The organism is Thalassospira lucentensis (assembly GCF_050516545.1).
Lineage (GTDB): Bacteria > Pseudomonadota > Alphaproteobacteria > Rhodospirillales > Thalassospiraceae > Thalassospira > Thalassospira lucentensis_C.
The window spans coordinates 1,936,804-1,954,934 of the sequence record NZ_CP191544.1; the positions used below are offsets into that span (position 1 = coordinate 1,936,804).

At 52.3% G+C, this 18,131-nt stretch carries 18 protein-coding genes and 2 tRNA genes; 5 read left to right on the forward strand and 15 right to left on the reverse strand.

The genetic code is table 11. From position 1 onward, the window contains the following. Nucleotides 1-74 precede the first annotated feature (74 nt). Entirely contained in the window at nt 75-467 is a 393-nt protein-coding gene (locus ACQ0MK_RS08990; RefSeq protein WP_430475723.1) for a hypothetical protein, read from the forward strand. Nucleotides 468-521: 54 nt separating this feature from the next. On the opposite strand, the gene ACQ0MK_RS08995 is transcribed toward ACQ0MK_RS08990, so the two are convergent. Continuing rightward, nucleotides 522-1,049 (reverse strand): winged helix-turn-helix transcriptional regulator, encoded by a 528-nt coding sequence (locus ACQ0MK_RS08995; RefSeq protein ID WP_430475724.1) that lies wholly within the window; start codon nt 1,047-1,049, stop codon nt 522-524. A gap of 108 nt (nt 1,050-1,157) precedes the next feature. On the opposite strand from ACQ0MK_RS08995, the gene ACQ0MK_RS09000 reads away from it, so the two are divergent. Beyond that, nucleotides 1,158-1,817 (forward strand): glutathione S-transferase family protein, encoded by a 660-nt coding sequence (locus ACQ0MK_RS09000; protein WP_430475725.1) that lies wholly within the window; start codon nt 1,158-1,160, stop codon nt 1,815-1,817. A gap of 100 nt (nt 1,818-1,917) precedes the next feature. Here ACQ0MK_RS09000 and ACQ0MK_RS09005 read toward each other — a convergent pair whose 3' ends face one another. From ACQ0MK_RS09005 to ACQ0MK_RS09020, 4 genes are all read right to left on the reverse strand, one after another. After that, a complete protein-coding gene (locus ACQ0MK_RS09005) occupies nt 1,918-3,012 on the reverse strand; it encodes a TRAP transporter substrate-binding protein (RefSeq protein ID WP_350047371.1) in 1,095 nt (364 codons plus the stop codon). 292 nt (nt 3,013-3,304) lie between these two features. Next, nucleotides 3,305-4,396 carry a TRAP transporter substrate-binding protein gene (locus ACQ0MK_RS09010; protein WP_430475726.1) on the reverse strand — a complete coding sequence of 364 codons (1,092 nt, stop codon included), beginning with the start codon at nt 4,394-4,396 and terminating at the stop codon, nt 3,305-3,307. A gap of 146 nt (nt 4,397-4,542) precedes the next feature. Beyond that, nucleotides 4,543-5,046 carry a hypothetical protein gene (locus ACQ0MK_RS09015; RefSeq protein ID WP_430475727.1) on the reverse strand — a complete coding sequence of 168 codons (504 nt, stop codon included), beginning with the start codon at nt 5,044-5,046 and terminating at the stop codon, nt 4,543-4,545. 171 nt (nt 5,047-5,217) lie between these two features. Continuing rightward, nucleotides 5,218-6,078 carry a helix-turn-helix transcriptional regulator gene (locus ACQ0MK_RS09020; protein ID WP_430475728.1) on the reverse strand — a complete coding sequence of 287 codons (861 nt, stop codon included), beginning with the start codon at nt 6,076-6,078 and terminating at the stop codon, nt 5,218-5,220. A 333-nt stretch (nt 6,079-6,411) separates the two neighbouring features. Here ACQ0MK_RS09020 and ACQ0MK_RS09025 point away from each other — a divergent pair, with 333 nt between their 5' ends. From ACQ0MK_RS09025 to ACQ0MK_RS09035, 3 genes are all read left to right on the forward strand, one after another. After that, nucleotides 6,412-8,427: a TonB-dependent receptor domain-containing protein gene (locus ACQ0MK_RS09025; RefSeq protein ID WP_430475729.1), complete on the forward strand. Its 2,016-nt coding sequence runs from the start codon at nt 6,412-6,414 to the stop codon at nt 8,425-8,427. Between the two features lie 98 nt (nt 8,428-8,525). After that, a complete protein-coding gene (locus ACQ0MK_RS09030; protein ID WP_430475730.1) occupies nt 8,526-9,671 on the forward strand; it encodes an ABC transporter substrate-binding protein in 1,146 nt (381 codons plus the stop codon). A gap of 43 nt (nt 9,672-9,714) precedes the next feature. Next, on the forward strand, nt 9,715-10,011 hold the full coding sequence (locus tag ACQ0MK_RS09035; RefSeq protein ID WP_430475731.1) for a DUF2218 domain-containing protein: 297 nt from the start codon (nt 9,715-9,717) through the stop codon (nt 10,009-10,011). A 70-nt stretch (nt 10,012-10,081) separates the two neighbouring features. On the opposite strand, the gene ACQ0MK_RS09040 is transcribed toward ACQ0MK_RS09035, so the two are convergent. From ACQ0MK_RS09040 to gyrA, 10 genes are all read right to left on the reverse strand, one after another. Further along, complete coding sequence (locus ACQ0MK_RS09040; RefSeq protein WP_430475732.1) at nt 10,082-10,480, reverse strand: DUF6979 family protein; 399 nt, start codon at nt 10,478-10,480, stop codon at nt 10,082-10,084. A 77-nt stretch (nt 10,481-10,557) separates the two neighbouring features. Then, the gene (locus ACQ0MK_RS09045) at nt 10,558-11,523 is read right to left on the reverse strand and encodes an energy transducer TonB (RefSeq protein ID WP_430475733.1); all 966 of its coding nucleotides are present in this window, start codon (nt 11,521-11,523) and stop codon (nt 10,558-10,560) included. Between the two features lies 1 nt (nt 11,524). Beyond that, the gene (locus ACQ0MK_RS09050) at nt 11,525-11,938 is read right to left on the reverse strand and encodes an ExbD/TolR family protein (protein WP_430475734.1); all 414 of its coding nucleotides are present in this window, start codon (nt 11,936-11,938) and stop codon (nt 11,525-11,527) included. Beyond that, nucleotides 11,935-12,324, reverse strand: a complete 390-nt coding sequence (locus ACQ0MK_RS09055; protein WP_430475735.1) for an ExbD/TolR family protein — start codon at nt 12,322-12,324, stop codon at nt 11,935-11,937. The genes ACQ0MK_RS09050 and ACQ0MK_RS09055 overlap by 4 nt, the downstream gene beginning before the upstream one ends. Before the next feature lie 25 nt (nt 12,325-12,349). Further along, nucleotides 12,350-13,225, reverse strand: coding sequence for a MotA/TolQ/ExbB proton channel family protein (locus ACQ0MK_RS09060; RefSeq protein ID WP_430475736.1), 876 nt, complete (start codon nt 13,223-13,225; stop codon nt 12,350-12,352). A gap of 292 nt (nt 13,226-13,517) precedes the next feature. Next, nucleotides 13,518-13,593 (reverse strand) — tRNA-Lys (locus ACQ0MK_RS09065). Between the two features lie 259 nt (nt 13,594-13,852). Continuing rightward, nucleotides 13,853-13,928, reverse strand: a tRNA-Lys gene (locus ACQ0MK_RS09070). A gap of 152 nt (nt 13,929-14,080) precedes the next feature. After that, nucleotides 14,081-14,584 carry a peptidylprolyl isomerase gene (locus ACQ0MK_RS09075; RefSeq protein ID WP_350040773.1) on the reverse strand — a complete coding sequence of 168 codons (504 nt, stop codon included), beginning with the start codon at nt 14,582-14,584 and terminating at the stop codon, nt 14,081-14,083. 62 nt (nt 14,585-14,646) lie between these two features. Further along, a complete protein-coding gene (gene coaD, locus ACQ0MK_RS09080; RefSeq protein WP_350040772.1) occupies nt 14,647-15,174 on the reverse strand; it encodes a pantetheine-phosphate adenylyltransferase in 528 nt (175 codons plus the stop codon). Between the two features lie 11 nt (nt 15,175-15,185). Further along, nucleotides 15,186-18,011, reverse strand: a complete 2,826-nt coding sequence (gyrA, locus tag ACQ0MK_RS09085) for a DNA gyrase subunit A (protein ID WP_430475737.1) — start codon at nt 18,009-18,011, stop codon at nt 15,186-15,188. Nucleotides 18,012-18,131 lie beyond the last annotated feature (120 nt).

Genomic DNA, 18,131 nt, shown 5'->3' on the forward strand with positions numbered 1-18,131 from the left:
ATATTGTCTAAAACGACGCAAATCCAATTTTGGGTCAGGACCCTAAATTAAAACCTAAGGGAAGCGTGGTTCCAATGCCTTCTGATTACGGCTTTTACGCCGGTATTTTGCGATTTGTCGCCAAGAAAACCGAAACGGATGACCGCGAAATCCGCGTCATGATGGGCCATCTGGCCGGTATTTCGGACGCGATTGAGCAGTCCGGGCGGTTCATGGTCGAACGGGCCAACTGCGAAAGTGCTGCGCGCGCCTTTGCCGGGGTTGCCAAGTTCTTACAAGAACGCATCCTGCCCGAGGCGTTAAATGCCGGGAATGAAGCTGCGGTCGAACAACTTAAATGGACGATTGAAACGTCCCTGGTTCTCGCAGCAGAACTGGTCAAGCGGCCCGCGAATGAAGAGCTTAAAGATCAGGACAAATTCACCTTTGATCTGCCAGCCACGCCCAATGCACCGACTGTGCATTAAGCGCGCAGTAAACAGCCGTAAACATGCGATAAAATCCCGAAACGGGTTTAGTGATCAGGGTGCCTTGGCACCCTTTTCTTTTGTCTGATGATTGGCGGCTTCCTCTGCAACCACGCGCAGATAAGCATCGTGCAACGCACTCAAAACCGATACCTTGGGTGCGGGCGCGCCAAGGTGGATGTGGCGTAGTTCATCCATAAAGCCCTGCCACATGGCCCGTCCGCCTTCTTCAAGTAATTGGGCCCGGATCGACAGTTCTTTTGATACCGGTGTGTGACGACGGCCCCATGCGCCCATTTGCACAAGAATTGGCACCAGTTCAATCGCGGGGCCGGTCAAACTATAGATCGATTTCTGCGCGTGGCTTGGATCCGGGTTTTTGGACAAAAGCCCTTCGGCGACAAGGCGTTTGAGGCGTGCGGAAAGAATGTTTGAGGCAATGCCTTCTTCGGAATTTCCCAACAATTCACGAAAATGACGGCGATTGCCAAACATGACATCGCGAATGACGATCAGGCTCCATCGATCCCCCAATACTTCCAATGTCAGATTAATCGGGCATCCCGAACGGTGCTGATCCATGTCTTGCGTTCCTTTTTAAGTTCTGATTGCAAATTAGGATCAGTTTTGTCAGAATACAACCGGTTGCAAACCGCAATTGGTTTATACAAGAAACGTCGGGAGGCTTAAATGCCCATCACATTCTATGGCCATCGCTTTTCCGCCTATTGTCAAAAGGCGCTGGTGGCATTCTATGAACATGGCGTCGATTACACGCTGCGCGCCATTGACTTTGAAAACCCGGAAATCCTGGCCGAGTTTGAAGATGTCTGGCGCCTTAAGCGCATGCCGGCGATCATTGATGATGGCCGGACATTGGTGGAAAGCACGATCATTATTGAATATATCGACGTGCGCTATAATTCCGGTCATCACCTTATCCCGCAGGATCCCGAGATTGCGCTTGAAACCCGGTTCATGGACCGGTTCTTTGACAACTATGTTTCGACACCGCAAATGACGGTTGTCTTCGACGTTCTCCGCGAACAGCAGAACCGCGACCCATACGGGGTGAATAAGGCGATTGAGCTTCTTGAAACGTCATATGGCTGGTTGAACGACAAAATGGCATCACGGCACTGGGCTGCGGGCGATGATTTCACTCTGGCCGATTGTGCAGCAGGTCCTGCGCTTTTCTATGCACATTGGACCCACCCGATTGATCGTAAATACAGCCATCTTCATGCCTATCGCGACCGGCTGATGGAACGCCCGTCCTTTGCGCGGTGCATCGAAGAAGCCCGGCCCTATCGCCATCTTTTCCCGCTTGAGGTGGCCCATATGGATTAGGGCCAATCCAAATGCGCGAACCATCCCCCAAAAAAAACAAAGGCCGACACGCAAACGTGCCGGCCTTTGTCACTGGTGCAATGCGCAATCCCGATCAGGATTATGAATTGGCAAACACGTTTGCACGCTGGTTCAGCGCGGTTGCTTCGAATTCCTTGCCGTATGGGGCTGCCTTTTTGGCAAAGTCCATCAGGGATGCATAAATACGACCATTCAGATCGTTTTTACCGGCAATTTCTTCGACGGCTTCTTTGGCGGCACCGGCAAAGGCCGTGATCAGATCATCGTTGAAGTGACGGATCTCGGTCCCTTTGTTCAGGATCGCCTGATAGGACTGCACATTGTTGAATGTGAAATCTGCAAGCGTCTGATCAACATTGGCCTGTGCGGCAACGGCAACGATTTCCTGCAGGTCTTCTGGCAGTTCCGCCAGTTTGTCCTTGTTGATAAAGACTTCGATGCCTGAACCCGGTTCGGCAAATGCCGGGGTGTAGTAATATTTGGCAACCGATGCCAGACCGAATGCATAATCATTCCACGGACCAACCCACTCAGCCGCATCAATCGCACCTGACTGCAAGCTTGGCAGAATGTCGGCTGCTGCCAGAAGCGACGGGGTCGCCCCCAGACGGCGCATGGCTTCGCCACCGATACCGGCATAACGAACTTTCAGGCCCTGAAGGTCTTCAACCGAATTGATTTCCTTGTTGAACCAGCCACCGGCCTGAAGGCCGGTATTGCCTGCCAGGAACGGTTTGACGTTGAACTGGGCATACAGTTCGTCCCAAAGTTCCTGACCACCGCCAAAACGCAGCCAACCCGACAATTCCCACGCCATCAGACCGAACGGAATGGTGGTAAAGAACGATACAGCCGGGTCTTTACCAAACCAGTAATACGGGGTGGCATGGGCCAGATCGGCAACACCCTGTTCGACCGCATCCATGCATTCAAGGGCCGGAACCAGCTCACCTGCACCATAGACGGTGATTTTGAGACGACCACCCGACATTTTGTTCACACGCTGCGCAAACAGTTCCCCATTGGCACCAAGACCCGGTGTGCCTTTTGGCCATGGCATAACCATGCGCCAATTGATGGTTTCATCGGCCTTAACGATGGATGGCGCAGCGGTCGTGGCCGCAAATGCGCCAGCGGCAACGGTGGCACCGCTTAAAAATTGACGACGTTTCATTGTGGGGCTTCCAATTCGATATTGGTAAATTTTTGCGTTAAAAAGTCACGATGGTAATTTCGTAACCAACTTTGAGATCAAAGTTACGTTTTTTGGCGCAGGCAACAATTCATGTTTGCGGGACGCTGCATCGCGCAGCCTGCATAACATCGACATTTCACCGCCAAACATTCACCCGTGGGTTACCGCAAGATCACCGGATGCAACGCAAAAAGGGACCGCCCGACGGCAGTCCCTTTTCATCAACCGAACCCATCAGGTCCGGCATATCGATCCGTTGGAATGGTTTTTCTTAGAAACCCCAAACCTTTGCACGGTGCAGAAGGCCGGTTGCTTCAAATTCCTTGCCATAACGCGCAGCCTTCTTGACCAGATCCAGATAGCTTGCAGCAATTCGACCCGACAGATCATTCGCCGCAGCAATTTCATCAACGGCTGCTTTGGAATGTTCGGCCAGTGCCATGATGACTTCATCAGGGAACTGACGGACTTCAACGCCCTTGTCGATCAGCGGCTGATAAGACTGAAGGTTATTAAAGGTGAAGTCAGCAAGGGTGTTTTCAGCAATCGCCTGTGCGGCAAAGCGAATGATCGCCTGCAGATCAGGGGTCAGGGAATCAAACTTTTCCTTGGAAACAAAGATCTCAAGACCCGGTCCAGGTTCGTGGAAAGCCGGGGTGTAGTAGTATTTGGCAACCTGATACAGGCCAAATGCCAAATCGTTCCACGGGCCAACCCATTCAGCGGCGTCAATTGCACCAGACTGCATAGCTGGCAGGATTTCCCCCGGTGGGATCATGGTTGCGTTGGCACCAGCACGACGCATGGCTTCGCCACCCAAACCGGCATAGCGCATTTTAAGGCCCTGAAGGTCATCAAGCGAATTGATTTCCTTGTTGAACCAACCACCGGCCTGCATGCCAGAGTTACCAGCATAGAACGGAACAACGTTAAATTCGGAATAGGCTTCTTCCCACAGCTTCTGCCCATCGCCGAAACGCAGCCAGCTTGAAAGTTCCCAGGCGGTCAGACCGAACGGAATGGTCGAGAAGAAGTTCAGAGCCGGGTTTTTACCCTGCCAGTAATACGGGGTGCCGTGCGCCATTTCGACCACGCCCTGTTCGACCGCATCCATGCATTCAAACGGCGGGACGATTTCGCCAGCCCCAAAAACAGAGATGTTCAAACGGCCCGCCGACATTTCCTTGACCATGGCAGCGAACTTTTCCGCATTGGTACCAAGACCCGGTGTGCCCTTAGGCCAGGGCATCACCATGCGCCAATTCAGGCTTTCCTGGGCTGAAACGATGGCCGGTGCTGCGACAGATGCGGCAACCGCACCAGCCCCGAGACCGGCACTTTTAAGGAACTGACGACGCTTCATTGGGATCCCCTATATTTTTCTGGTTTGGTGGTTTTTTGCGCAACCACGCCCTGCGGAGGGGGATTTTGGCGAAAAGGCCGGTCTGTTTCCACTGTTTTTGCCATATCGGGGAAAAAATATTTCCCCGACGTTACGGCATGTTGGCCTTAGCCAAGATAGCGATTGTAGTCCGCGACGAACTGTTCGACCGTTCCGGCCCCCAATGGCGTGTTATAATACTGCTTCCAGTAGGCGGCGAGCCCGTTGATATCATTTGCATCCGTTGGCATCGCAGCCGGGGCACGGTAATAGCGAATTCGGCATAATGCGGTCGCATAGGCCAGATTGGTTGCCAATTGTGCGGCCTTATCAGGGCTTCCATCAACCAAAGCTGGCTGAGCGGCCAAAAAACCATCTACTTTGGCCTTCAGTGCTGCACGGCCGGGATAATCAAGATAGTTCACATAGCAATCATTAAGGGTGGCGGGTTCCATCTGGAAAATGCCCATGGCCGGGCCACCGCCGACCTGTTCAATATAGTCCCCGAGATGACTTTCATGGGCCGCTGTCCCCATGATCAGGTTTTCGGCAACGTCTGGGGCCGCCAGATCCAGTGCCGCAAGCACGGGTTTGACGACCAGTGATCTTAATTGTCCTGCATTGATTGGCATCACGTTCTCCATTCCATCAAAACATTGATAGAAGAAAGACGCGCCCAAACGGGTTTTGAGAAAAATTCGCTAAAGAACCGAACTAGAATGGCAAATACATCGGCTGACGGCGAAGCCGATCAGTTAAGGACGATCCAATTAAGTCATATAATATGGTGAAGGTATCTAACCCTAACGATCACGAGAGTCGGACGGGGACATACCAAATACACGTTTAAAGGCCGTGGCAAAATTGGCTGGGCTTGAATAACCCGCCAGCCAAGCGGCCTGTCCAATCGTCAGACCATCTTTTTCCATGGCATCCCGCGCAGTGACAAGACGGGTTTCGCGGATGAAATCCTTAATTGTCGTACCATAAGCGTTTTTGAAAATACGCTGTAGATTGGCAACACTCATCCCTAAAGACAGCGACAGAGTGGTCAGGTTCAAATCATCAAGAATATGATCAATGATAAATCCACGAATTTCCTGTGCTTTAAAATACTGATCAATCGGATCTGGTTCTTTCTGGGTATTCTCCGTGATCGTTTCCGCCTGCAAAGCACCAAGTGCTTCGGCAAAAATCTCAAGACCACGGCTTTCAGAATAAAGATCCCGAAGCAGCGGGTCGTCTGTGTGCGGATAGATCAGTTGATTCGTCAGCGCCAGTATCCGCCGCGACGGTTGCCAAGTGCGTACGGAAATACCCGATTGAAAGAAATCGACAATGTCACGATAGCGCGACGGTGATTTGCGCAATTTCTCCACAACCCAGTCTAAACGCGCCGAAATCATAACTTTGCTGATTTCGCTTCCTTTTTGGATGTAACGGCGCACGGTAGATGGCTGTGACACGGCCCAGATAAAGCCAACCGGATGGTCGCGCGCGTCGAGATCGACCGGGACGCCATCGAACTCCGCCTGAACACGCCCCTTTAGAACAATGGCAACCTTGACCGCAGCCCCGACCTCATAATCGGCAACCGCGTCCTTCATCTCCATCGTGTCGGATGTGTGAATGTCAAGGTATGACAGGGTATCACTGAATGACATTCGGCCGCTTATAAGCGGCCCGCGCCCTGCCAAGGGGCCACCCATACCTTTGACACGCGAGCCAAATTCTTCCAATTCGCTCCTGGTAATAGAATCACGCCGTGTTATGGGCCGCTGCGCTGCTATCACCACAAATCTCTCCTGCCGTTCCGACGTTATGAAGAAGCATTAAACAATTGCGCAACGGGTAAAAAGCGCCTGTTGCACAAACACGTTTGACGATTTCGCAAACATGTCCGGCGATTTGGCAAACATCATTCCTGTTGCCTTCACGCTCCAGATAATAATATTCACAATCATTCGCATTTGCAATCTATTTGATAGGGAATGAACATGGCTCAGTTACACTCGCAAGATACATCTCCCCGGTTCGGGGGGCTGTTTCGCTCCACCCTGCTTGCCGGTGTTGCTTTAACCGTTTTGCCTGTTGCTGCCTTTGCCCAAGACAACCAGACCGATGCGTCCGAGAACGTGCTCCCACCTGTCGAGGTCACCGCATCCGTACAGTCAGGACCAAGTCTTCCAGGTGGTGTGGAAATTGATCAGGATGATCTGGACCGCGCCAACCCGCAAACCATCAAAGATGTGTTTGCCAATGAGCCGTCTGTTCAAGTTGGCGGACCGACCGCAATTGCGCAAAAGGTTTATGTTCAGGGCATTGAGAACACCAAACTCAATGTGCAGGTCGACGGCACGCGGCAGGTTGATTCCAGCTTTCACCATATTGGCACGGCGATCATTGATCCGGGCATGCTGAAATCAGTCGGCGTCGAGGCGGGGATTGCCCCGGCAGATGCAGGCCCAAATGCACTTGGCGGTTCCATATCATATGAAACTAAAGATGCCCGCGACATCCTTGGCGAAAATGATCCGTTCGGTGGCTGGGCAAAAATCCAGTACAACAGCAACACGCAAGGCTTCACCGAATGGTTAACGCTTGCAGGTCAGCATGAAGGCTTTGAAGCACTGGCCTATGTTCAGAACAGCAATCAGGGCAACTATGAGGATGGTGACGGCAACGAAGCCGCTGGCACAGCCGATGGCAGCGAAAACGGCATGGGGGAATTTGCCTTTACCGGAAATGATGGCGGTCGGTTTGAAGCATTTGCCAGCCACCTTGAAGATGAAGGTGTCCGCCCTGCTCGTCCAAATTTTGGTTCCTTAACCAATGGGTCTGACCCACAATGGATTTCATACAAAGATACTTCGCTTGGTGTCAGTTATGTTGACGAGCAACCATCGGACATGTTGGCGCCGGACCTTAGCCTGAATTACAGCAAGACCCATCTCGACATTCCGGCGCTAAATGGCAACACCCATCTTGAAGCCGAAATTGAAACACTTAACGGTAAAGCCGCCAATACCTTTGATATCGGCATGGGCAACATCACAACCGGTGTTGATTTCTATCACGATGAAGCAACCGGCGGCGGTGACACGGCCCGTACAGGCGGTCTTGCAGGGCGGTTCACGGAAACATCAACGAATATCGGCCTCTTCACCCAAGCGCGTTTGTCGCTGACGGATCGTTGGCGTGTTTCGGTTGGCGGACGTGGTGACCAGCAATGGTTTGAAGGCATCGACGGATCGGATTTCAGCGAGTTTGGCCTAAGCGGCAACGCCAACACCGAATATGACCTGACGGATGACCTGATGGTTTATACTGGTATCGGAACGTCATTTGGTGGCCTGCCGATCGGGGAAACGGCAATTTATAACTATTCAGGCATGTGGGATTATACCGGATTCAAGCCATCCCGGTCCCACAATTACAAAGGCGGTGCGCGTTACGATATTGGTCAGTTATCCTTCGACGGCAGCCTGTTCTACAACAAGATCAATGGTTCTCACTCGCTGGAATACACCACACGTAATACCACAAGCGAACTTGATACCCGTGGCTATAACCTGTCGACGACCTGGAATTATGGCCCTGGTTTCGCCCGTGTTGCCTATAGCCACACCGATGTTGAACGAAACGGTAGTGTCCCACTTAGTAACGATGCGTCCTATCAGGGCGTTCTGATCGGTGACATGGTTAATTTTGAACTTGGCCACCGTTTTGAAGAACTGGGCGTTCAGGTCGGCGCGAATTCAGAACTGGCATTGTCCAACGATGATCCGGAAAAGAACGGCAACGAAAAACTTGATACCTATTTCGTTGCAAATATGTACGGTGAATGGACCCCAGAGGCCCTGTCACGTTCTGTGACCCTGCGCGTTGATGTTCTGAATATATTTGACCGCGATTACGTCGCCCGCACAACTCCGGGCTATGACAGCAGTGCGATTGAACCCTATCACGAGCCGGGCCGGACCTTCCTTGTCTCAGCGAAGGTTTCATTCTGATCACCAAACTTTCAATCCGTGATGAGTGGCATTTTGTGCCGCTCATTTCGGCGTTTTAACCAAAACTGCCTGCCTAAACCACAACAGGATCATTCGAGATGAAATTAAACCGTTTCTTGGGCTTACTCGCCGCGACCGTCATGTGTACCAGTGCGGCACAAGCTGGTGAAACCATCACACTTACCGATATTGCCGGGCGCGAAGTCACCCTTGAAGTTCCTGTCAAACATATGATTTTGGGCGAAGGGCGTTTCTTGCCATCTATCGGCATTCTTGATCCTGAAAATCCGGTGCGCTGGGTTGCAGGTATGATGGGCGAATTCAAATCGCTCGACCCGGCCTCGTTTGCGCAATATCGCGATAAATTCCCCGAAATTGATGATATCCCGCTGGTTGGCCGCCGAAACGAGGAAACATTTTCTGTCGAAAAGGCGATTACGGTTGAACCGGATGTTGCGATTTTCGGCATGTCGGGCGGCCATGGCCCAGGTTCCACCAGCCACGAGGTCCTGTCTGTTATGGGGGCAGCAGATATTCCGGTGGTGATGATCGATTTCCGGGCCAAACCGTTTGAAAACACGCCCAAAAGCATCCGCCTTCTTGGCAAGCTGATGGGTAAGGAAGAACAGGCGGAAGCCTTTGTGAAATTCTATGAGGAAAATCTTTCAAAGGTGACCTCCCGCACAGCACAGATCACCGACAAACCCAGTGTCTTCCTTGAAAGCCGCGTCGGCCTTGTTGAAAACTGCTGCGAAGCCATGGGCAACGAAATGATCGGCAAGTTCGTCACGCTCGCCGGTGGCGAGAACATCTTTGCCGATACCATCCCCGGCATCATCAGTCAGGTATCCGTCGAACAGGTGATCGTCACCGACCCCGACATTTATATCACCACAGCCATCGGATCAGCCGGGCTGGATGCGGAAACCAACGCAAAACGCATTGTCCTTGGCGCAAACACCAGTGCCGATCAGGCACGTTCTTCCTTGGCACACAGCATGGAACGTACCGGTCTGCCGCTCCTAACGGCGGTTAAGGACAAGCAGGTCTATTCCGTCTGGCATCACATTTATAACAATCCTATCAATGTCTTTGCCCTGCAGGCCATGGCCAAGTGGCTGCATCCCGACATCTATGCCGACCTCGAACCAGATGCCGAACTGGCAACGTTTTTCGAACAGTTTCAGGCAATCGACCTTGATGGTGTCTATTGGGTCGGTCTGAACGACGCACCGTCGCAATAAACCGTGCGCGACGCCATAAATTCTACTCAAGAGAGATCATAAGATGTTTACCACCAAGGGATCGGTCAAAACCGACAAGGCTGCCAAGTATCTTGTCCAACTCTGCAAGCATTTTGCCCATAAGGTTGAGGTTGATTTATCCGATACCAAGGGCGACGTCGCCTTTCCGATGGGTCCCTGCACCATCACCGCAGAAGACAGCGCATTGGTCTTTGCCGGGCAATCGCACAAACTTGAAGGGATTGAGGCGATGAAGGGAATTATTGTCATCCATCTCGACAAGTTCGCCTGGCGCGAAGCCCCGCTTGATTACCAATGGGAGGATGGAGAAGTGTCGTAAGAATTTTCAAAAATCGTGAATTGTTCAGTATTTCATTTCGACTAAAGTTATCGCAACCTCGTCGTTTCGATCACAAGGGGCTGCCAAGCAATCCAGCTGAGTGCAGAGCAAGCACGACATGCATTTGGCTGTTAGACGCCTTATGCGTTCCCACAACCTGATGCCATAACTCCTGTGGACTAGGAACCGAATGATTGCCTAATGCCATCAAGGTCGTTGCCGCTTGGCTAGCATACTGACCATTGAGTGAGATAGGAGCATCTGCCCACGGTAGAATACCCTTTATAAACCCACCAGAACACAGACCAATGAAAGCAGCTTTAGGGCAGCTTTTCTCACGTGAACTTTTGCTTGAAGTGTGTGCGACGATGGCCTTTTCCCACGCGATTAGTGGGGGTAAGTTCTGATCATTTCGACAAGCGCGCGCGGCATCTACAGCGGTCGCACCATAGACACTATCCATAACCATCCCCCTTACACTGCACTAAGGAAGGTTACACCTAAACTCTTAAATTATACTAGTGGCCAGTAAGAGGTTTTGAAAATTTAGCGCAGGTTATAAACCACCGGGATGGTCAGTGTGATGCTGTCTTCGGTCATGGTATCGGGGAATGGCGGGAACTTTTGTACCCGTTCAATCATCCGTTGGGTTTCACGATCTAGCAGCTTCGAACCACTTGATGACAGCATCTTGAACACCTTGACCGTTCCGTCGCGTTCAATCACGACATAGATGCTGTTCTGGCCTTCAATCCCGCGACGTTTGGCCCGATCAGGGTATTCGCGGTAGCGGTTAAGCATCTGCAGGACCGAGGATTGATAATCAACCATTGCGGCCTTGCTGGCTGCAACACCGCCAGATCCGTTCGAGGCACTTGCCGCCTGACTTTTGGCGACTTCGCCAACCGTGCCTTCGGATTTGGTTGAATTCGTCAAACCGGTTGCCTGTGTGACCGGTTCTGGCGCCTTTTTGACGGCCTCGACCACTTCGGCAGTTTCAACCTGTTTCACCGGTGGCTTTGGTTTCATGCGCACCGGAAGGACTTCGGCCAATTCCGCAACCACAACCGGTTCCGGCTCAGGCACAGGTTCGACAATTTCTTTGACGACCGGTTCGGGAACAGGTTCGGGTTCGACTTCGACGATCTCGGGTTCCGGCCCGACGACGGGTTCTGGCTCGGGCTCCGGTTCGGCGATTTCTTCTGGCTCAGGCTCGACAACCGGTTCCGGTTCAACGACCGGGACTGGAACGGGTTCAGGTTCAGGATCGGGCTCGGTGACTTCTACCGGTTCTTCAGCAGCCTTGCTGTCGACTGAATCCGCACTTTGTTCATCGATTTCAGCTTCACCGCTGAGTGCACTTCCTGCACCAAGCGAGATACTGATACTTTGAACAGAACCGGCCCCGCCCCAACCCGAGGGTTGCGGTTCAGGCATGGCAAGCACAATGCCCCCCGTCAGGACAATGCCCGTAAGGCCGGTAGCAATCAAAAGATCAAGACGCTTTGACATATTACTGCTGTTCCTGACCCGGTTCCATCGCCGTCATCAACTGGACCTTATCCACACCGAGTTCCTGCAACCGTTTCAGCACGGCGACGACTTTGGCCCCCTCGGTCGCACGGTCAGCACGGATTTCAACAGGGCGACCGATATAGTCTTCGGGCAACATCGAAGACAGTCTTTCAAGACCGCCCTTTTGATCATTAATCCCGATCTCGGCCCCTTGGCTGAGCCACAAGACAATTGTGTTTTCAGGATCCGCGGCGGCCGCCTGACTTGCAGGCGGGTTGACTTCAAAAGGACCTAGCTTTTGCAGGCTGCCGGCAATCATGAAAAAGATCAAAAGCAGGAAGACGATATTGATCAGGGGCAGCATTGGCTCCTGAACCGGTCCGTCTTCGGAAATGACAATGCGACGCTTCATTCAACGAACTCCACATCGGTCACACCACCACGCCCCAACGCATCCATCACATCAATCAGATGTTGCAGGTTCGCACCATTGACCGGGCGCAAGCGAACCGGTGATCCATCATGATCGCGCTTTATGGCCGGAACCAAGCCGGATAGCGACACAGCTTCGCTGTTGATCGACAATCCACCATTGGCATCGACATTGATCGTGATCGGGCGGATATCGCTTTGGCTGGTTGATTTGCCATCGGTAATGCTGACCGACATCTCAAAGCCTTTCCAATCGAGAAAGCTTGATGCCAGCATGAAGAAAATCAGCAGAATGAAAACAACATCAATCAGCGGGGTCAGACCGATCATCGGTGTTGAACCGCGATTACGTTCGCGCAATTGCATAAGGCATATTCCGGCGGATGGGTTTCTACTCGGCAGCGTGACGCAGTTCAGCGACGTTGGATGCCCCTAAATCAGCCCTGTGGGACAGCTCCACACGATTGACCACCATGGTGCAAACATCTTCCATAACGGCTGCTGCACGGCTGATAACGCCCTGCATCCACATATGGAAGGCAGTTGCCGGGATCGCGACGACCAAACCAATCGCCGTGGTCAAAAGCGCCAGCCAAATACCGCCCGACAATACCGACGGATCAATACGGCTTCCGGCACCTTCCATTTTCTGGAAGGCTTCGATCATACCCATAACAGTGCCGAGCAATCCCAAAAGCGGGCTTAGCACGGCAATCGCCGACATAATGCGAAGTCCGCCATTCAATCCGTCAATTTCTTTGCGCGCACGTGCGGCGATCAGATCTGATGCGGCTTCGCGTTGATCGGCAGATGTCACGGACAGCGACATGCCCGAAAGACCGATACGGGCCGCAGGATGACGGCGACGCGACATCACATCAGCAGCCTTTGCTTCATTGCCTGCTGACAGATGGCGTTCTACATCTTTGACAAATCCGTCGGCAAAAACGCCACGGCGCAGGAAGCCGACCAGTTTATAGAAGAACAGGATCAACCCGATCAGGGCCATGGCCGCCAGAACCCAGCCGACAATACCGGCACGATCGACCTGTTCAAGAACAGGCAGACCGCCAAACGCATCGCCAAAGGAACTGGTCTGGGTCATTGCGACGGTATCCATCGGAAGACCGGTATCTGGATCAACCATGATCGTCCCGTCCGCAGACAGGGTTCCTGTCGCAGATGCATCAGGTGCAGTTGCGCCATCGGATGGGATCAGGCTTTGCGCACCCCCGGATGCGGCCAACGGATTTACAGGTTCAGGCATTTAACTTTCCGATCAAACAGACGATCCGCACCGGACGTCCTGCTCCGATGCATTTGAAACTGATTTGCATTCCTTACAACAAATAGAATTGCGATGCAATCGCAAGTGCGAAATGACACAGCTTTTTCGTGCATGCCTGTCCCGCTTTGCGCGGGATGCCGAGGTATCAACTGAACAAGGTTTTGGGAAAACGGCTTTGCGCCTGATCACGGATCGAAAGACAGGTGAAACGAAGGTGCAAAAGCCGGATATGCAAAACCCCCGAAACATTTAAGTTCCAGGGGTTTTGAAATGGTGAGCCCGACAGGATTCGAACCTGTGGCCAACTGATTAAAAGTCAGTTGCTCTACCAACTGAGCTACGGGCCCTCAACGTTGGTGAGCGGCGTTTTAATGGGACTGGCGTCATCGGTCAACCCCCCTTTTTAAGGGAAAGTCCACATCCGCAATAAATCCGACCAAAAAGCGTTGAAAACCCGGACTTCGCCCGATCAAAAAAAGTGCCCATGGATATCGGCGGGGCCACCCGAAACAAGGCAGCCAAGACGGGACGATCATATGATGATTAACGAAAGGAAATGCAGATATGCAAAACCCCCGAAACATCTAAGTTCCAGGGGTTTTGAAATGGTGAGCCCGACAGGATTCGAACCTGTGGCCAACTGATTAAAAGTCAGTTGCTCTACCAACTGAGCTACGGGCCCTCAACGTTGGTGAAGCGCGTTTTAATGGCAGAGGCGGCGCTGGTCAACACCTCATTTCCATATTTTTCCTCTTTTTAGCGTTTCAGCCCCTAAAACGCGAAAGCCGCCCCATAAAGGGACGGCTTTCGGTTGCAATGGATCGAAAAAGGCGATTACTGGGCGTCTGCCGCAACCTGCATTTTAACGATCTGATCCGGGTCGGCGACGGAGCCATTGGCCCACGGCGCACCCTTTTTGATCATATCGACATATTCCATGCCTTCGGTCACCTGACCCCAGATGGTGTATTGACCATCAAGGTGCGGTGCCTCGTCAAGGCAGATGAAGAACTGCGAGTCTGCGCTGTTCGGGCTGGCCGAACGGGCCATTGAAACAGCGCCACGACCGTGATGTTCTTTAGAGAATTCAGCGTCAAGTTTCTGACCTGAACCGCCAGTCCCATTGCCTTTCGGGTCACCGGTCTGTGCCATGAAACCATCGATCACGCGATGGAATTTCAGGCCATCATAGAACCCCTCGCGGGTCAGTTCCTTGATGCGGGCAACATGATTCGGCGCAAGATCCGGGCGAAGCTGAATCACAACGCGGCCATCTTTCAGATCAAGATAAAGCGTGTTTTCCAGATCCTGAGCGACAGCGTCGTTTCCAGTGGACATGGTGATAAATCCTAGTACGAGAGCAAATAGTGATAAAAGACGAATAAGACGCATGGCCTGCGTTATTCCTTTTCTTCCGCCAGCTTTTCGTGCAATCGCTTAAGCACGTTGGCTGGCACAAATTCAGTAACGTTACCGCCCAACCGGGCGATTTCTTTGACGAAGCGCGAAGAGACAAACTGCTGCTTTTCCGAAGCCATCAAAAAGACGGTTTCAACTTCCGGGGACAGCCGGGCATTCATGCCAGCCATCTGGAATTCATATTCAAAGTCAGAAACTGCCCGAAGACCACGGATAATCGTACTTGATCCGTTTTCCTGCGCAAACTGCATCAAAAGCGAAGAAAATGGCTTTACCGAGGTGCGGGCAGCAATTTCGCCACCAGCCCCCTTAAGGGCCCCTTCGACCAATGCACAGCGTTCTTCGACACCGAACATGGGGCCTTTGCCGGCGTTGATCGCAACGCCGACAATAAGCTGATCCACTATGCGGGTCGCACGACGAATAATATCCATATGCCCCTGGGTTACCGGATCAAAAGTCCCCGGATAAATCCCGATGCGCGATACAGTAGAAGACATTTCAGTCATAGAACATCCAATTATTCGTCGCGAGTATCGCCATCAGATTCCAGTGCTTCGTCACCGGTTTCGTCGGCACTTGTCTGTGCGGCATCGGTTGCGTTTTCATCAGTGGTCTCGACACTGCCTTCAGCACCGTCAATCACACCATCTTCGCCTTCACCATCGCCTTCTTCGTCACCACCAAGGTTGGACAGGCGTTCGACTGCGACGACTTCTTCGTCTTCGGCAGTACGGAACAGTGTCACACCCTGGGTCTTACGACCGGCGATACGGATATCATGTGTTGGCATACGGATGACTTTGCCACCATTGGTGACCATCATCAGTTCGTCGCCTTCTTCAATAACGAAGGATGCGGCAACATTACCATTACGTTCAGACATCTCGATATTGGCAAAGCCCTGACCACCACGGCCGGTCACGCGGTATTCATAGGCCGAGGTCCGCTTGCCATAGCCGTTTTCAGTCACCGACAGGATCATCTGATCGCCGTCAATGATTTCCTGATAACGTTCTTCGCTTAGAAGTTCTAGCGGCAAGTTATCCGTGGTGATTTCTTCGCGGCGCAGTTTGCCGGTAATCGAAAGATATTCACCACGTTCTTCCATCGAAACATGGTTACCAAACAGAACCGACATTGCGATGACTTCGTCTTCGTCCGCCAGACGGATACCACGTACACCGACCGAATTACGGCCAGTAAACACGCGGACATCGGTTACACGGAAACGAATGCATTTACCCTTGCGGGTTGTCAGCAAGATGTCGTCATCATCGGTACAGGTATGAACCGCAATCAGTTTGTCACCACGATCTTCTTCAAGTTTCATGGCGATCTTGCCGTTTGATTTCACATTCACGAAATCAGCAAGACTGTTACGACGGACATTCCCGGTCGAGGTGGTGAACATCACGTGCAGGTTCGGCCATTCTTCTTCGTCCGGAAGCGGCAGAACCGTTGTGATAATCTCACCTTCAGAAAGTGGCAGCATGTTCACAAGGGCCTTACCGCGAGATTGCGGGGTTCCCATTGGCAAACGCCAGACTTTCATCTTGTAGACCATGCCTTCGGAACTGAAGAACAGAACCGGAGTGTGGGTATTGGCAACAAACAGCTTTGTGACGAAATCTTCGTCACGGGTCGCCATGCCCGAACGGCCTTTCCCACCGCGACGCTGTGCGCGATAGGTCGACAGCGGAACACGTTGAATATAGCCAGTGTGCGACACGGTAACCACCATCTCTTCACGGGCAATCAGGTCTTCGATGTCATGTTCGAATTCAGCTTCAAGAATTTCGCTACGGCGTTCGTTAGCGAACTCGTTGCGCATTTCTGTCAGCTCGTCCTTGAGGATCGTCAACTTACGCTCACGCGATGCAAGGATATCAAGGAAGTCTTTGATCTTCTCGCCCAGTTCGGTCAATTCGCCCGCGATTTTATCGCGTTCGAGACCCGTGAGGCGATGCAGACGCAGTTCAAGGATCGCACGCGCCTGGGCTTCGGACAGGCGATACTGCCCATCGGTCGAGCCCACTTGCAAGGGATCGGCAATCAGTTCGATCAGCGGCACTATATCGCCAGCCGCCCAATCGCGCGCCATCAACTGTTCACGTGCAATCGTCGGATCAGCAGCAGCGCGGATCAATTTGATGACTTCATCAATATTGGCCACCGCAATACCAAGACCAACCACGACGTGGGCACGATCACGTGCCTTTTTCAGAAGATGGATGGTACGGCGGGTAATGACTTCTTCGCGGAACTCGACAAAGGCCTGAATGATGTCTTTCAGGTTCATCAGTTCCGGCTTACCCCGGTTCAGGGCCAGCATATTCACACCAAACGAGGTCTGAAGGGCTGTAAAGCGGAACAGCTGATTGAGAACAACGTCGGAATTGGCATCGCGTTTAAGTTCGATCACCATGCGAACGCCGTTACGGTCCGACTCATCACGAAGATCAGAGATACCTTCGAGTTTTTTGTCGCGGACCAGATCGGCGATCTTTTCCATCAAGGTCGCCTTGTTCACCTGGAAGGGAACTTCGGTGACAATGATCGCATCACGTTTCGCACGGACTTCTTCGACATGGGTGCGTGCGCGCATGACAACCGAACCACGACCGGTTTTAAACGCCGAATGGATACCCGAACGACCCAGAATAAGGGCACCTGTCGGGAAATCCGGTCCATGGACGAATTCCATCAGACCTTCAACGGTGATATCGGGGTCATCGACATAGGCCATGCAGCCATCGATAACTTCGCCAAGGTTATGCGGCGGAATATTGGTCGCCATACCAACAGCGATACCCCCGGCACCATTGACCAGCATGTTTGGAAAACGTGCTGGCAAAACAGATGGTTCGCGGGTGGTTTCGTCATAGTTATCGCGGAAATCGATGGTGTCTTTATCGATATCATCAAGCAGGAAATGCGCGGACTTTGCCATGCGCGCTTCGGTGTAACGCATGGCGGCGGCTTTATCGCCATCCATGGAACCGAAGTTACCCTGCCCGTCAATCAGTTGCAGGCGCATGGAGAAACTCTGCGCCATACGGACCATCGCGTCGTAAATCGCGCTGTCGCCATGCGGGTGATATTTACCCATCACGTCCCCGACCACACGGGCCGATTTACGGAACGGTTTGTTATATTCAAACCCGTTTTCGTGCATGGCGTACAAAATACGACGATGCACGGGTTTCAAACCATCTCGGACGTCGGGCAGCGCACGGCTAACAATCACGCTCATCGCGTAATCAAGGTAGCTGCGGCGCATTTCTTGTTCTATGGAAACCGGGAAAACATCGCGGTTTTCAGGATTGGTCTCTTTGGTGGACAAAGGCCGTGACCTCTTAAACGCTTGATTAGAAATAATTCAATCGGCGTGACATGCACCATTTTTCAACTACATGCCGGACCAGAAAGGCGGAAAGTATCAGGTTTGTCTCGCACAAACAAT

Excerpts from the sequence above, each read along its gene's own strand:
- ACQ0MK_RS08990 (WP_430475723.1), top strand. The coding sequence starts at position 75 with ATGCCTTCTGATTACGGCTTTTACGCCGGTATTTTGCGATTTGTCGCC.
- ACQ0MK_RS08995 (WP_430475724.1), bottom strand. The coding sequence starts at position 1,049 with ATGGATCAGCACCGTTCGGGATGCCCGATTAATCTGACATTGGAAGTA.
- ACQ0MK_RS09000 (WP_430475725.1), top strand. The coding sequence starts at position 1,158 with ATGCCCATCACATTCTATGGCCATCGCTTTTCCGCCTATTGTCAAAAG.
- ACQ0MK_RS09005 (WP_350047371.1), bottom strand. The coding sequence starts at position 3,012 with ATGAAACGTCGTCAATTTTTAAGCGGTGCCACCGTTGCCGCTGGCGCA.
- ACQ0MK_RS09010 (WP_430475726.1), bottom strand. The coding sequence starts at position 4,396 with ATGAAGCGTCGTCAGTTCCTTAAAAGTGCCGGTCTCGGGGCTGGTGCG.
- ACQ0MK_RS09015 (WP_430475727.1), bottom strand. The coding sequence starts at position 5,046 with ATGCCAATCAATGCAGGACAATTAAGATCACTGGTCGTCAAACCCGTG.
- ACQ0MK_RS09020 (WP_430475728.1), bottom strand. The coding sequence starts at position 6,078 with ATGTCATTCAGTGATACCCTGTCATACCTTGACATTCACACATCCGAC.
- ACQ0MK_RS09025 (WP_430475729.1), top strand. The coding sequence starts at position 6,412 with ATGGCTCAGTTACACTCGCAAGATACATCTCCCCGGTTCGGGGGGCTG.
- ACQ0MK_RS09030 (WP_430475730.1), top strand. The coding sequence starts at position 8,526 with ATGAAATTAAACCGTTTCTTGGGCTTACTCGCCGCGACCGTCATGTGT.
- ACQ0MK_RS09035 (WP_430475731.1), top strand. The coding sequence starts at position 9,715 with ATGTTTACCACCAAGGGATCGGTCAAAACCGACAAGGCTGCCAAGTAT.
- ACQ0MK_RS09040 (WP_430475732.1), bottom strand. The coding sequence starts at position 10,480 with ATGGTTATGGATAGTGTCTATGGTGCGACCGCTGTAGATGCCGCGCGC.
- ACQ0MK_RS09045 (WP_430475733.1), bottom strand. The coding sequence starts at position 11,523 with ATGTCAAAGCGTCTTGATCTTTTGATTGCTACCGGCCTTACGGGCATT.
- ACQ0MK_RS09050 (WP_430475734.1), bottom strand. The coding sequence starts at position 11,938 with ATGAAGCGTCGCATTGTCATTTCCGAAGACGGACCGGTTCAGGAGCCA.
- ACQ0MK_RS09055 (WP_430475735.1), bottom strand. The coding sequence starts at position 12,324 with ATGCAATTGCGCGAACGTAATCGCGGTTCAACACCGATGATCGGTCTG.
- ACQ0MK_RS09060 (WP_430475736.1), bottom strand. The coding sequence starts at position 13,225 with ATGCCTGAACCTGTAAATCCGTTGGCCGCATCCGGGGGTGCGCAAAGC.
- ACQ0MK_RS09075 (WP_350040773.1), bottom strand. The coding sequence starts at position 14,584 with ATGTCCACTGGAAACGACGCTGTCGCTCAGGATCTGGAAAACACGCTT.
- coaD (WP_350040772.1), bottom strand. The coding sequence starts at position 15,174 with ATGACTGAAATGTCTTCTACTGTATCGCGCATCGGGATTTATCCGGGG.